We start from the raw sequence: 12,453 nt of genomic DNA on the forward strand, positions 1-12,453 counted from the left end.
GGGGACAGGCACCCCGTCATGCGCCATGAACGCTTGACGGCCGGGACGGTATCTATCCGCGCCGGGAAAAAGAGCCTGTCCCCGTCGGGACAGGCTCTTTTTCATTTGGCGTAGATCCAGGCGGCCACCACCAGGCCCAGGGCGATGCGGTACCACGCGAACACGCGGTAGGTATGGTTGGCCACGAAGCGCAGCACCGCGCGCACTACCACCAGCGCACTGAGAAAGGCCGCCACGAAACCCACGGCGATGGCCGACATGTCGTGCTGGCTGAGCAGGCCGATATTGCGGTACAGGTCGTAGACCGCCGCGCCCAGCATGGTCGGCATGGCCAGGAAGAACGAGAACTCGGTGGCGGTCTTGCGCTGGATGCCGGCGATCATGCCGCCGATGATGGTGGCGCCCGAGCGCGAAACACCCGGGATCATGGCCACGCACTGCGCCACGCCCACGCCCAGCGCCTGCTTGGCGCTGATCTGCTCCAGCGTATGGGCGGTGGCGCGCTCGTCCGAGGCGGTATCGTCGGCCGCGCCGGGCGCATCGCCCGGCGTGTGCGGCGCGCGCCGCTCGACCCACAGCATGATGAACCCGCCCACCACCAGCGTCACCGCCACCACCCCGGGGTGGTAGAAGACCTGCTTGATGGACTTGATGAAGATGGCGCCGATGACCGCCGCCGGCAGGAACGCCAGCAGCAGGTTGCGCGTGAAATTGACCTCCTGGCGCACCCCGGTCAGGGTGCCGCGGATCAATTGCCACAGGCGGGCCCGGAATATCCACATCACGGCCAGGATGGAGCCGAACTGGATGACCACCTCGAACACCTTGCCCGAACTGGACGCGAAGTTGATCCAGTCGCCGATGACGATCAGGTGCCCGGTGCTGGACACCGGGATGAACTCGGTCAGGCCTTCGACGATGCCGAGAAAGAATGCCTTGAGCAGGTGGAGCGTGCTATCAGTCACTAATCAGTATCCGGGTAAGAACGGTTAATCGGCGTCGGCCGCCTCGCTTTCGTCGACGGTGTCGTAGGGCAGGCGCTCGACCCGCACCAGCGCCACGCGCCGCCCATCCATCTGCAGCACTTCGAAGCGCACGCGCCGATGATGGGATCCTTCGAATTCGCAGGTATCGCCGGGCTTGGGCAGATGGCCGAAACGGGCCAGCAGATAGCCTGCCAGGGTGGAGTAGTCCTCGGACTCGTCGATCAGCCCCTCGATCTCCAGCACCTGCTCCAGGTGGTGCAGGTCGGCGGCGCCGTCTACCTTCCAGACATTTTCGCTTTCGGCGACGATGTCGGGCAGTTCATCCTCGTCGGGGAACTCGCCGGCGATGGCCTCGAATACGTCGATGGGCGTCACCAGCCCTTCGATGGCGCCGAACTCGTCGGCCACCAGCACCAGCTGGCCGCGCGAACGCTTGAGGGTGTCCATCAGGCGCAGGATGCCGATCGACTCGTGCACGATGATGGGGTCGCGCAGGCGATTGCGGCGCACCCGCCCTTCCGTGATCAGGTCGGCCACCAGGTCCTTGGCGCGGCCGATGCCCACCACTTCGTCCAGCGAGCCCCGGCACACCGGGAAGAAACTGTGCGGCGCGGCGGTCAGCTGCTGGCGGATGGTGGCAGCGTCATCATCGATATTGACCCACGACACATCGGTGCGCGGCGTCATGATGGAGCGGATGGAACGTTCGGCCAGCGTCAGCACGCCGCTGACCATGTTGCGCTCTTCCACGCCGAACGCCGGCACGGCGGGCATGGCGCTGGGCAGGTCGGACTCGTCGCTGGCGGGCGGGCGCTTGCCCAGCATGCGCAGCACCGCCGTGGCGGTGCGCTCGCGCATCGGACGGCGCGCGTCCAGCTTGAGCAGGTTGCGGCGCGCCACCTGGTTGAGCGCCTCGATGGCCACGGAAAAGCCGATGGCGGCATACAGGTAGCCCTTGGGCACCTTGAAGCCGAAGCTCTCGGCCAGCAGCGAAAAGCCGATCATCAGCAGAAAGCCCAGGCACAGCACCACCACCGTGGGGTGCGCGTTGACGAAGCGCGTCAACGGCTTGGACGCCAGCAGCATGATGCCGATGGCGATGATGACGGCGATCATCATGATGGCCAGGTGGTCCACCATGCCCACCGCGGTGATGACCGAATCCAGCGAGAACACCGCGTCCAGCACCACGATCTGGGTCACGATGACCCAGAAGCTGGCATAGACGCGCGGACCGCCCGTGTCCAGGCTCTGGCCGCCTTCGATGCGTTCGTGCAGCTCCATGGTGCCCTTGAAGAGCAGGAACAGGCCGCCCAGCATGAGAATCAGGTCCCGGCCGGAAAACGACATCGGTCCCACGGAGAACCACGGCGTGGTCAGCGTGACCAGCCAGGACATCACTGACAGCAGGCCCAGGCGCATGAGCAGCGCCAGGCTCAGCCCGACGATGCGCGCGCGGTCGCGCTGCGCGGGGGGCAGCTTGTCCGCCAGGATGGCTATGAAGATAAGGTTGTCGATCCCCAGTACGATTTCGAGGACGACCAAGGTAAGCAGGCCGACCCACGCGGCGGGGTCCTGCAGCCACTCCATCAGGAGCTCCGGAAGTTTTGGAACCGGTAATCGTACATGGAAATGCCATGACACGCCGGTGACGGCGCTCGGCCGCGCCTGCGCCGGCGCGGCCCGGCGACCGCGCATCCAGCGTGGGCGCGGCCTGCCGGCCGATCAGCCGGCGTATGGCGCATCAAGCCGTACGGGGCTGCAGCGCAGTGAGCATGTGGGTGAAGACCTTGGGCGTGCCCGCCAGCACGTTGCCGGTGTCCAGCCAGCCCTGCTCGCCGTCGAAGTCGGCAAGCAGGCCGCCGGCTTCCAGCACCAGCAGGCTGCCGGCGGCCACGTCCCAGGGCTTGAGGCCCACGCCGCAAAAGCCGTCGAGGCGGCCGCAGGCCACGTAGGCCAGGTCCAGCACGGTCGATCCCAGCCGGCGCACGCCGGCGCTGCCCTCGGCCATGGCGCGGAAACGGCCCGAGCCCTGGTCGGGGTCGGTCGAGTGCGGCCAGTGCGCGCCCAGCAGCGCGTCGTGGTAGCGGATGCGGCCCGACACGCGCACCCGGCGATCGTTCAGGAACGTGCCGCTGCCGCGGCTGGCGGTGAACAGCTCGTTGCGCGACGGATCGTAGACCACCGCCTGCGTCACCTGGCGGCGATGCAGCAAGGCGATCGAGACCGCGTAATTGGGCAGGCCATGGATATAGTTGGTGGTGCCGTCCAGCGGATCGATGATCCACTGGAACTCGGCCTGCTCGGGCCCCTGCAGGCCGAACTCCTCGCCCAGCACCGCATGGTCGGGATAGGCCGTGCGCAGGACTTCGACGATCGCCTCCTCGGAGGCGCGGTCGACTTCCGTGACATAATCGCGCGGCCCCTTGCGGGCCACGGTAAGGCGCTCCAGGTCGAGACTGGCGCGGTTGATGATGGTGCCGGCACGCCGGGCCGCCTTGATGGCGGTATTGAGCATCGGATGCATAGAATTCCGTACAAACGCAGTGAGGGCGGCCGCCTTGCAAGCCGGAAAAACACGCGGCCAATACAATCGGAAACCAGGAAGGCGCTAAGCCAAACATGGCATTTTAAATGACTCAAGCATTTTCACGCGTTCGGTTCATCATGACCCAGCCCAGCCACCCTGGCAACGTGGGTTCGGCGGCCCGCGCGATCAAGACCATGGGCTTTGGCGAATTGGTCCTGGTCGCCCCCCGTTTTCCCGACATGACCGCCCAGCCGGAGGCCGTGGCGCTGGCCAGCGGGGCGCTCGACGTGCTGGAGCGCGCCGCCGTCCACGACACGCTGGAAGAAGCGCTGGCCCCGGTCACCCTGGCCTTCGCCCTGACCGCGCGGGTGCGCGACCTGGGCCCGCCCCCCTGCGACATCCGCGAAGCGGCCGGCCTGGCCCGGCGCCACCTGGACGACACCGAGGCGGGCGTGGTGGCGATCGTTCTGGGCACCGAGCGCGCCGGGCTGACCAATGCCCAGATCGAGCTCTGTCACCGTATTTGCCATATCCCGGCCAACCCGCAATACAGCTCGCTGAACGTCGCCCAGGCCCTGCAACTGGCCGCCTGGGAGCTGCGCTATGCCCTGCTGGCCGGCACCGGCCAGTCGCTGCTGCCGGCCTCGTCGGCCCAGCAGGCCAACCCGGGCGCCGCCCCGGCCGACGGCGCGGCCGTCCAGGCCCTGCTGGCGCACTGGGAGCAGGCGCTGGTCGCCGTGGGCTTTCTCGACCCCGCGCATCCCAAGAAACTAATGCCGCGCATGAAGCACCTGCTCACGCGCAGCGCGCTCAGCCGCGACGAAGTGGACATGCTGCGCGGCGTGTGCACTGCCATGATCGCCCCGAACCGCCCGAAATAACCCCCTTCCCGGCGCGCCGGTGGGGTGCCTGTCCCCACACGGAGAGCGACTCCAGCGGCAAGGGTGCCTGTCCCCGCCGGGACAGGCATCCGCACGGCTCCAAAAGCAAAGACGCCCTCGCGGGCGTCTTCTTCACGCTCGAGACGGACCGGCCGTCAGTCCACCGTGGCGCCCGAGGCCTTGACCACCGGGGCCCAGCCTTCCACTTCGGACTTGATGAAGGCGCCGAACTCGGCCGGCGTGGTCTTCTGCGCCACCGCGCCCAGCTTCTCGTACGACTGCAGGACCTCCGGCTTGTCCAGCGCCTTGACCATGGCCGCGTTCAGCGTGTTCACGACTTCGGGCGGGGTGCCGGCCGGGGCGATCAGGCCGAACCACGACGACACGTCGAAGTTCTCGAAACCCGATTCCTTCATGGTCGGCAGGTCGGGCGCGCTGGCCGAGCGCTCGGTGGTGGTCACCGCCAGCGCGCGCAGCTTGCCGGCCTGCACATGCGGCCACGACGACGGCATGTTGTCGAACATGAACTGCACCTGGCCGCCGATCAGATCGGTGACCGCCGGTGCGCTGCCCTTGTACGGCACGTGCAGCACGTCGATGCCGGCGCGCTGCTTGAACAGCTCGCCGGCCATGTGGATCGAGGTGCCGCTGCCCGACGAGGCGAAAGCCAGCTTGCCCGGGTTGGCCTTGGCATAGGCCACCAGCTCCTGCACCGACTTGACCGGCACCGAGGGGTTGAGCACCAGGATGTTGGGCACCTTGGCGCCCAGCGCGACCGGCGCGAAATCCTTGGTCAGGTCGAAGTTGACGTTCTTGTAGAGCGTCTGGTTGATGGCGCTGGTCACCGCCACGAACAGCAAGGTGTAGCCATCCGGCGTGGCGCGCGCCACATAGTCGGTGGCGATGTTGCTGCCGCCGCCCGGCTTGTTCTCCACCACGAACGACTGGCCCAGCGCCTCGGTCAGTTCCTTGGCCATGATGCGTGCGATCACGTCGGTGGTGCCGCCGGCGGAAAAGCCGACCACGATGCGCACCGGCTTGTCGGGATAGGCGGCATGGGCCGTCGCGCTGATGGCGGCGGCGCCCAGGATGCCGGCAAACAGGCGCACGGCAAAACGCCCGAGACGAGGCAGCTGACTTTTGGTCATCGGAAGGTCTCCTGAAAAATGTCCATGTAATGGACGTATAAGAATTGTTTAGCCGGTGATTTTGCGCTATACACAGGCGCCAGGGCAAGGTAGAGTCCACTGTGCGGACGATGGTTTTCCCTGGTTCCGCCCCTGCATACCCGATCCGATATCCAAGCACCATGCAAGAGACTGATTCCGGTGCCGGCCCGCGCACCCTGCGGCGCGGCCTGATGGTACTGGCCGCCCTGCGCGACCAGGGCCCGCGCGGCCTGAGCGTCACCGACATCGCGCGCCAGACCGGCATCCAGCGCCCCACCATCTACCGCCTGCTGGCCGCCTTGCTGGACGCCGGGCTGGTGGTCCCGCTGCGGGGCACCAAGAAATACCGCACCCAGCTGGCGGCCGACGCCGACCTGGCGGCGCCCGACCCGCGCGTGCGCCAGATGCTGCCGGTGCTGCGCCGGCTGGCCGACCGCACCGGCGACGCGGTGTTCCTGGTCGTACGGGACGGCGACGACTCGGTCAGCCTGCACCGGGAAATCGGCAGCTACCCCGTGCAGATCCTGGCCACTTACGCCGGCAAGCGCCAGCCGCTGGGCGTGGGCTCGGGCGGCATGGCGCTGCTGGCCGCCCTGCCCGACGAGATAGCGCACGCCATCGTCCAGCGCAACTCGGGCCGGCTGGACGAATATGGCGGCATGACGCCGCAAGAGATGCACCGCCTGATCGAAAACACGCGCGCGCGCGGCTACTCGGTGGTGGGCAACCACGCGGTGCGCGGCGCGCTGGGCGTGGGGTGCGCGCTGCTCGACGCGCAGGGCGCGCCCGTGCTGGCCGTCAGCGTCACCGCCATCATCGACCGCATGCCGGCGCAACGCCAGCGCGAGATCGCCGGCTGGATCGGCGCCGAACTGGCGCGCCTGGCGCCCAAGGCGTAGCGGGCCTCAGGCGGCCGCGTCCTTGCCGCCGCCCTGGATCTCGCGCACCGGGATGGGCGCGCGGAACCCCGCCTCGCCCAGGGCGCGCCGGATCTGGTGGAACAGGTCCCAGCGCAGGTCCCAGTATTGCGCGGCCTGGGTCCAGACGCGCACATTGACCACCGTGCCGTTGTCGCGGTATTCGCTGGCCTTGACGATGGGCGCGGGATCCTGCAGCACCATCTCGTGGCCGCGCACCAGCGCCTCCAGCCTGGCGATGGCCTCGCCCAGGTCGTCGCCATAATGCACCGTCACCGGGATATCCAGGCGCCGGTTGGCGTTGCGGCTGTAATTGATGATGGTGGCGTTCCAGACCGTGCTGTTGGGCAGGGTGATGTGGATGCCATCGACCTGGACCAGGCGCGTCAGGAACAGCCCCACCTCCTCCACGGTGCCGTCCGAGCCCGAACTCAGGGCCACGTACTCGCCGGCGCGGATCGGGCGCAGGATCAGCAGCATGATGCCCGCCGCGATGTTCTGCAGCGTGCCCTGCAGGGCCAGGCCCACGGCCAGGCCGGCGGCGCCCAGCACCGCGATCAGGCTGGCGGTCTGCACGCCGAAACGGGCCAGCACCGCGATCAGCGTGAAAATGCGCACCGTCCAGATCACCGTGCTCTGGAACATCGGCACGATGGTGGGATCGATGCGCGGCGAGCGCTGCGCGGCGCGCCGCACCCAGCCGCCCAAGAGCGACGAGGCCCACCAGCCCAGGATGAGGATCAGCAATGCCACGCCCAGGTTGATTCCCAGGTCGACGAGCTGCGGCATCAGGGTGGAGATTTCGTTCAGGGTTTCTTTCATGCGGGCTCCTGTCAAGATTCGCGCGCGCGGCGGCGCGGCGCCAATAGCGCAGACTCTATCAGACGCGGCCCGGCGCGCCCATGACGCACGCGCCGGGCCGCAGGACTAGGCCGCGTAGCGGCGCAGATGATTGTCCCAGGAAACCTGGCCGCCGGCCTCCAGCATGGCCTGCGCGCCGCCATCCGGCCCGCCGTGCACCATTGCGCCCAGCCCGCTGGAAATCAGGAAGCCGCCCGTCTCCAGCGGCGCCACCCCGCAGCCGTCGGCCAGCGCCGTCACGCCCAGGCAGCGCCCCGTGGCGCTGTCCCAGTACGCCACCTGCCCGCCCACCGGGCTGGAAGTCGCGATGACCCGGCCGCCATCGCCCGCCGCCACCGAGCCGATGTAATTGCGAAAGCCGCGCAGCGTCTCGGCCGGTCCGGCGTACAGCTCGATGGCGCGGCCGCGCCGGTGGCGCCCCACCAGGGCCGGCCGCTCCGACTGCGGCCCCATGTGCTGGCAGCCGAACCAGACCGCGCCATCGGCGGCCACCGCCAGATGGCGGATCGACAGCCGATGCAGCGCCGGATCGAGTTCCACTTTCTCGAGCAATCGGCCGTCGCTCGCGTCCAGGTAGGCCAGCGACGCGCGCATGCTGTCCAGGTTCAGTTCCAGCTTGCCGTAGTCGGGGTGCGTCAGGATCCCCCCGTTGGCCACGCACACGGTCTTGCCGTCGGGCAGCAACAGCGCCTCGTGCGGGCCGATGCCGGCGGTGTCGAACTCGCCCAGGCGCCGGTAGCCTCCGCCCGCCGAGGCGTCGTAGACGCCCAGCACGCCGCGGCCGGCCTCGTAGTCGTTCTCGGTCGCCAGCATGCGCTGCCCATCGGGCAGGAACAGCCCATGGCCGAAGAAGTGGCGTTGCGGCGCGGCGGCCAGGGCCAGCGGCGGTCGGGCGCCATCCACGCTGAACGCCACCGCGAAGAACCCCGGCTGGCGGCCGAACACCACGGCGCGGCGGCGCGGCGCGTCCAGCGCGAAGCTGTGCCCGCGCGCCGGCATCGGTACGGCGAGGCGGTCGCGGCCATCGGGGCCGAGCACGACCGCCTCGTACCGTTCGCCGCGCCGGCGCGCGGCAAGGTACAGCGGATCGGCCTGGGTGGTTGCCCACAGGGCGCGCGGTGCGGCGCCGCCGGCCAGCGCCAGCGCCAGGAAGGCGCGACGGTCAATCTCCATCGAGGGCATTGAATCCTATGGTCACGCCGACGGCGGGCGCCAGGTTCTGGTCCACCACGTCCTTGGCGTTCTTGATCACCAGGGCGGCCAGCGCCAGCGCATCGCGCGGCTCGCCGTCCTCGGCCAGCGCCTCGGCCGGCCCTTGGGCCCGCTCGGCGGCGCCGGCCGCCTGGTCCAGCTCGCTCTTCACCGTGGCGTCGATCCAGCCAGCGTCGCCCAGCGGATACCCGCCGGCCTCGTAGAACGCGCGCATGCCGCGCAATCCGGCCGCCAGCGTGGCGGCCGTCTGGCCGCTGCGCCAGAACGCCGCGCGCTTGGGCCGCGCCGCCGCCGCGCTCTCGCCCAGCACCGGCAGCAACTTGACGTCGCGCGCGAACTGCAGGCCGGTCGACAAGGCCTTGACGGCCTCGGCCGCCACTTCCTGCGGGCTGCGATACAGATCATTGGCCGGCGCCGGATGGGTGAACTGGCGGCCGAACTCGCCCTGCGCGCTCCACACCTGCGCCAGCTCGCCGGCCAGCCCGGCCGCGTTGCGCGCCATCGCATGCGCCAATTGGCAGCCATAGGCAAAGCCGGGCGCATCGGGCTGCTGCAGCAGGCCGGCTTCGCCATACAGCACGAACTCCAACGCCGGCAGGCCCTGCAAGGCCACGCTGCGGCCGGCCAGCGCGCCGGGCGCCAGCAGCGCCGGATCCGCTGCGGCCAGCGCGGCCTGCACCTGGCGCGCCATCACGTTGCGGGTATCGGGCCAGAACGCCAGCCGCTCGTAGCGATTGCCCTGCACCAGCGGTCCGAAACGCAGGAATTCCACGCCGGCCCAGGCGCGCGCCACCTGCGCGAAACCCGTGCGGACCTGCGCGGCCCCGGCCGCGTCGGGCCGCGCGCACCATTTGCCCAGGTCCTCGTTCAGGGACTGCGTAGCCTGGGCGAACCGGCCGAAAGCCGGCCGCGCATAGCCATCGGCCAGGCGCGTGCCCAGGTCGGCCGGCAAGCCGGCCTGCGCGCCGCCTGCGGCAGCGGCCAGCGCCAGCGCGGCGCCCGCTCGGCGCCAGCGATGCGGTATCAATCCATGCAGCATGGCCAAACACTCCAAACGTTGCGCCGCGCTCACAGCGACTCCAGAAAGCGGATCAGGTCGGCGCGCTCGCCGGGCGACATCGCCACCACGCGATCGCGCGCCGCCTGCGCCTCGCCGCCGTGCCACAGCACGGCCTCCAGCAGCGTGCGGGCGCGGCCATCGTGCAGCCAGGTCGCCGACGGGTTGACCAGCCGGGTCAGGCCGATCCCCCACAGCGGCGGCGTGCGCCATTCGCGCCCGTTGGCCTGCTCCTCGGACACGCCGTCGGCCAGCCCGTCGCCCATGTCGTGCAGCAGCATGTCGGTGTACGGCCAGATCAGCTGGAAGCGGTGCTCGGGCTGCGCCGCGTCGCGCCGCGTCACGTACTTGGGCACGTGGCAGGCCACGCAGTTGGCCTGGTAGAACAGCTTCTTGCCCGCCAGCACGCGCTCGTCGTCGGCGTCGCGCCGCTGCGGCACGGCAAGGTTGGTCGAATAGGTGGTCACGAAATCCATCAAATGCCCCGGCACCTCGTGCTCGCCCAGATGGGGCTGCGCGCCATGCGGCATCTTGAAGCACTCGGCCTGCGCCGGCGTGCAATCGCCGAAATGACTGGGAAACAGCGGCGTGGACAGGCCCATGTCATTCGAGAACGCGGCCGCGCTCTGCTGCTCGACGGTAGGCTGGCCGGCCTTCCAGTTGAAACGGCCCAGCACCTTCTGGCCGGTGCGCACGTCGCGCACCCAGTTCGGCTTGCCGCTGACGCCATCGCCATGATCGGCAGCCGCGTTGGCCAGGATATCGGCTTCGTGGATGGCCTCCAGCAGGCCCAGCCCTATCATGGGCGGCGCCAGGCGCGGCGACAAGTGCAGATCCGGGCGCAGCGGCCCGTAACCCGGATCCTCGATCCGGTAGGCGGGTTTCATCAGGGTGGCGGTCTCGCCGCCATTGAGCGCCACGCTCACCGGCTCGTATTCGATCTCCAGGCGGCCTTCGGCCGGCAGGCCCGCCACCGCGAAGTTCTGCAACTGCGACCCGTAGGTCGGATCGGGCAGGAACGGCACCTTGCCCTCGGCCAGCAGGCGCCGCTCGGCCTCGCTGGATGGCTCCACCGCAAGCCGCAGCAACAGCGCCACGGCGTCGCTGCGCTCGAGCGGATCGGGGTCGAAGCCCGGCACCGTGCCGCGCCCATCCTTCACATGGCAAGCCTGACAGGAGCGCGCGTTGAACAGCGGCCCCAGGCCGTCCGAGGCCTGCGTGGACGCCGGCGCCGACACCCACAGCTTGCGGAACAGCCCGTTACCGACCTGAAAGCGCTGGCGGCCCTCGAACGTCATGTTGGCCGAGGGGTGCGAAAAGATATCGGCGTTGAGCAGCTTCTTGACCGTCGCGGCGCCGGCCTGCATGGTCTCGAACGACTCCGCCGCCGAAAAATCGGCGGTGGGCGCCGTGATGGCCTGCACTCGCGCCAGGTCCTCGGCCGACAGATCGGTGCGGCCCGGCGCAGCGACGCCGGCGCCATGCGCCAGCGCCGCCAGTACAACGACTAGCGCGGATTTCACTTGAATACGGCGTCCGGTTTGTCCAGGCTGTCCGAGCCCTCGAGCTCGATGTCGCCCAGCTCCAGCGCCGCGATCACCCGCTCCAGGCTGCGGGTCTGGTCGACCAGGCGGTCGATGGCGGCCTGCACCACCGCGTTGCCCTCCTTATTGCCCTGGGCGATCATCTGGTCGTAGGTTTCCACCGTCTCGGCGCGCTGCTTCATCGCTTCCATGGCCTGGACCGTGGCATCCAGCTTGGCCCTTACCTCGGCATCCAGCTTGGCATCCTTGGCCTTGACCAGATCCGACAGGCTTGCCCCCGACACCGTCTTGCCATCGATGCGGGCATAGTTGCCCAGGTATACGTTGCGGATGCCGATCTGGTTGTAGTAGTGCGAATTGTGCGTGTTGTCGGAGAAGCAATCGTGCTCTTCCTCGGGATCGTGCAGCATCAGCCCCAGCTTCATGCGCTCGCCCGCCAGTTCGCCATACGACAGGCTGCCCAGCCCCGTCATCATGGCGATCAGGCCCGCCTTGGGATCCTCCTCGACCACCTTGCGCGCGGCGCCGCCGGCCTTCCAGTTATCGACCATTTCCTGCAGATCGTCGACCAGCAGATCGGTCACGGCCTTCAGGTATTGCACCCGGCGCTCGCAATTGCCGCCGGTGCACTGCCGGGGATCGAAATCGGTATGGGGCCGATCGCCGGCGTGGCGTTCCTGCGGCGTGCCGGTGCGGTCCTTGGGCGCCGGGCCCGTGCCGTTGAGGTCCTGGCCCCACAGCAGGAACTCGATGGCGTGATAGCCAGTGGCCACGTTGGCCTCGTTGCCGTCGGCCTCGTGCAGCACCTCGGACAGCAGCTGCGGCGTGATCTTGCTGGCGTCGATGGTCTTGCCGCCCACCGAGATCCTGGCGTTGGCGATCACGTTGACCGTATAGAACGCATTGGCGTCGCTCTCGGTGCCGTAGGCGGCATCGACATAGTCGATCAGGCCCTCGTCCAGCGGCCAGGCGTTGACGCGCCCTTCCCAGTCGTCGACCACCGGGTTGCCGAAGCGGAACGCTTCGGTCTGCTGGTACGGCACGCGGGCGGCCAGCCACGCCTGGCGCGCCGCCTGCAGCGTCTGGGCGCTGGGCGCGGCGATCAGCGCGTCGATGGCGGTGCGCAATGCCTGCGCCGAGGCCAGCGCATCCTGGTAGCCCGCCAGCGCGATATCCGAATAGGTCTGCACGACCGCCTTGGGCTGGGCGGCCGCCACGGCCAAGGGCGTCGCCATGCCAAGCGCCAACGCCAGCACGGTCTTCCGCAACAATTTACGCATCCACACTCTCCCTTAT

The 12,453-nt window shown here is 69.0% G+C and carries 11 protein-coding genes; 2 read left to right on the top strand and 9 right to left on the bottom strand.

Annotation, left to right across the window (positions count from 1 at the left end; all coding sequences use genetic code 11):
* Positions 1 to 101 precede the first annotated feature (101 nt).
* The 3 genes from EL288_RS15750 to EL288_RS15760 form a co-directional block, all read right to left on the bottom strand.
* On the bottom strand, positions 102 to 965 hold the full coding sequence (locus EL288_RS15750) for an undecaprenyl-diphosphate phosphatase (RefSeq protein ID WP_003809994.1): 864 nt from the start codon (positions 963 to 965) through the stop codon (positions 102 to 104).
* Positions 966 to 989: 24 nt separating this feature from the next.
* A complete protein-coding gene (locus EL288_RS15755) occupies positions 990 to 2,576 on the bottom strand; it encodes a TerC family protein (protein ID WP_003809992.1) in 1,587 nt (528 codons plus the stop codon).
* Positions 2,577 to 2,730: 154 nt separating this feature from the next.
* Positions 2,731 to 3,513, bottom strand: coding sequence for an inositol monophosphatase family protein (locus EL288_RS15760; RefSeq protein WP_003809990.1), 783 nt, complete (start codon positions 3,511 to 3,513; stop codon positions 2,731 to 2,733).
* 107 nt (positions 3,514 to 3,620) lie between these two features.
* Here EL288_RS15760 and EL288_RS15765 point away from each other — a divergent pair, with 107 nt between their 5' ends.
* On the top strand, positions 3,621 to 4,397 hold the full coding sequence (locus tag EL288_RS15765; RefSeq protein ID WP_003809988.1) for an RNA methyltransferase: 777 nt from the start codon (positions 3,621 to 3,623) through the stop codon (positions 4,395 to 4,397).
* A gap of 155 nt (positions 4,398 to 4,552) precedes the next feature.
* On the opposite strand, the gene EL288_RS15770 is transcribed toward EL288_RS15765, so the two are convergent.
* Positions 4,553 to 5,545, bottom strand: a complete 993-nt coding sequence (locus tag EL288_RS15770; RefSeq protein ID WP_003809986.1) for a tripartite tricarboxylate transporter substrate binding protein — start codon at positions 5,543 to 5,545, stop codon at positions 4,553 to 4,555.
* Positions 5,546 to 5,706: 161 nt separating this feature from the next.
* Between EL288_RS15770 and EL288_RS15775 the strand changes: the two genes are divergently transcribed.
* Positions 5,707 to 6,465, top strand: a complete 759-nt coding sequence (locus EL288_RS15775) for an IclR family transcriptional regulator (protein WP_033459683.1) — start codon at positions 5,707 to 5,709, stop codon at positions 6,463 to 6,465.
* Positions 6,466 to 6,471: 6 nt separating this feature from the next.
* Here EL288_RS15775 and EL288_RS15780 read toward each other — a convergent pair whose 3' ends face one another.
* The 5 genes from EL288_RS15780 to EL288_RS15800 all read right to left on the bottom strand — a co-directional run bounded on the left by EL288_RS15780 (position 6,472) and on the right by EL288_RS15800 (position 12,437).
* Positions 6,472 to 7,305, bottom strand: coding sequence for a mechanosensitive ion channel family protein (locus EL288_RS15780; RefSeq protein WP_003809983.1), 834 nt, complete (start codon positions 7,303 to 7,305; stop codon positions 6,472 to 6,474).
* A gap of 105 nt (positions 7,306 to 7,410) precedes the next feature.
* Positions 7,411 to 8,517: a DUF1513 domain-containing protein gene (locus EL288_RS15785; RefSeq protein ID WP_003809978.1), complete on the bottom strand. Its 1,107-nt coding sequence runs from the start codon at positions 8,515 to 8,517 to the stop codon at positions 7,411 to 7,413.
* Positions 8,507 to 9,595 (bottom strand): imelysin family protein, encoded by a 1,089-nt coding sequence (locus tag EL288_RS15790; protein WP_126621984.1) that lies wholly within the window; start codon positions 9,593 to 9,595, stop codon positions 8,507 to 8,509. Before EL288_RS15790 ends, EL288_RS15785 begins: the two co-directional genes overlap by 11 nt.
* Before the next feature lie 29 nt (positions 9,596 to 9,624).
* The gene (locus EL288_RS15795; RefSeq protein ID WP_003809974.1) at positions 9,625 to 11,136 is read right to left on the bottom strand and encodes a di-heme oxidoreductase family protein; all 1,512 of its coding nucleotides are present in this window, start codon (positions 11,134 to 11,136) and stop codon (positions 9,625 to 9,627) included.
* The gene (locus EL288_RS15800; RefSeq protein WP_010926278.1) at positions 11,133 to 12,437 is read right to left on the bottom strand and encodes an imelysin family protein; all 1,305 of its coding nucleotides are present in this window, start codon (positions 12,435 to 12,437) and stop codon (positions 11,133 to 11,135) included. The genes EL288_RS15795 and EL288_RS15800 overlap by 4 nt, the downstream gene beginning before the upstream one ends.
* Positions 12,438 to 12,453 lie beyond the last annotated feature (16 nt).

Source organism: Bordetella bronchiseptica, assembly GCF_900636925.1.
GTDB classification, from domain to species: Bacteria; Pseudomonadota; Gammaproteobacteria; order Burkholderiales; family Burkholderiaceae_B; genus Bordetella; species Bordetella pertussis.

Coding starts and splice junctions, on each gene's coding strand:
- EL288_RS15755 (WP_003809992.1), bottom strand. CDS start 2,576: ATGGAGTGGCTGCAGGACCCCGCCGCGTGGGTCGGCCTGCTTACCTTG.
- EL288_RS15770 (WP_003809986.1), bottom strand. CDS start 5,545: ATGACCAAAAGTCAGCTGCCTCGTCTCGGGCGTTTTGCCGTGCGCCTG.
- EL288_RS15765 (WP_003809988.1), top strand. CDS start 3,621: ATGACTCAAGCATTTTCACGCGTTCGGTTCATCATGACCCAGCCCAGC.
- EL288_RS15800 (WP_010926278.1), bottom strand. CDS start 12,437: ATGCGTAAATTGTTGCGGAAGACCGTGCTGGCGTTGGCGCTTGGCATG.
- EL288_RS15790 (WP_126621984.1), bottom strand. CDS start 9,595: ATGCTGCATGGATTGATACCGCATCGCTGGCGCCGAGCGGGCGCCGCG.
- EL288_RS15785 (WP_003809978.1), bottom strand. CDS start 8,517: ATGGAGATTGACCGTCGCGCCTTCCTGGCGCTGGCGCTGGCCGGCGGC.
- EL288_RS15780 (WP_003809983.1), bottom strand. CDS start 7,305: ATGAAAGAAACCCTGAACGAAATCTCCACCCTGATGCCGCAGCTCGTC.
- EL288_RS15760 (WP_003809990.1), bottom strand. CDS start 3,513: ATGCATCCGATGCTCAATACCGCCATCAAGGCGGCCCGGCGTGCCGGC.
- EL288_RS15775 (WP_033459683.1), top strand. CDS start 5,707: ATGCAAGAGACTGATTCCGGTGCCGGCCCGCGCACCCTGCGGCGCGGC.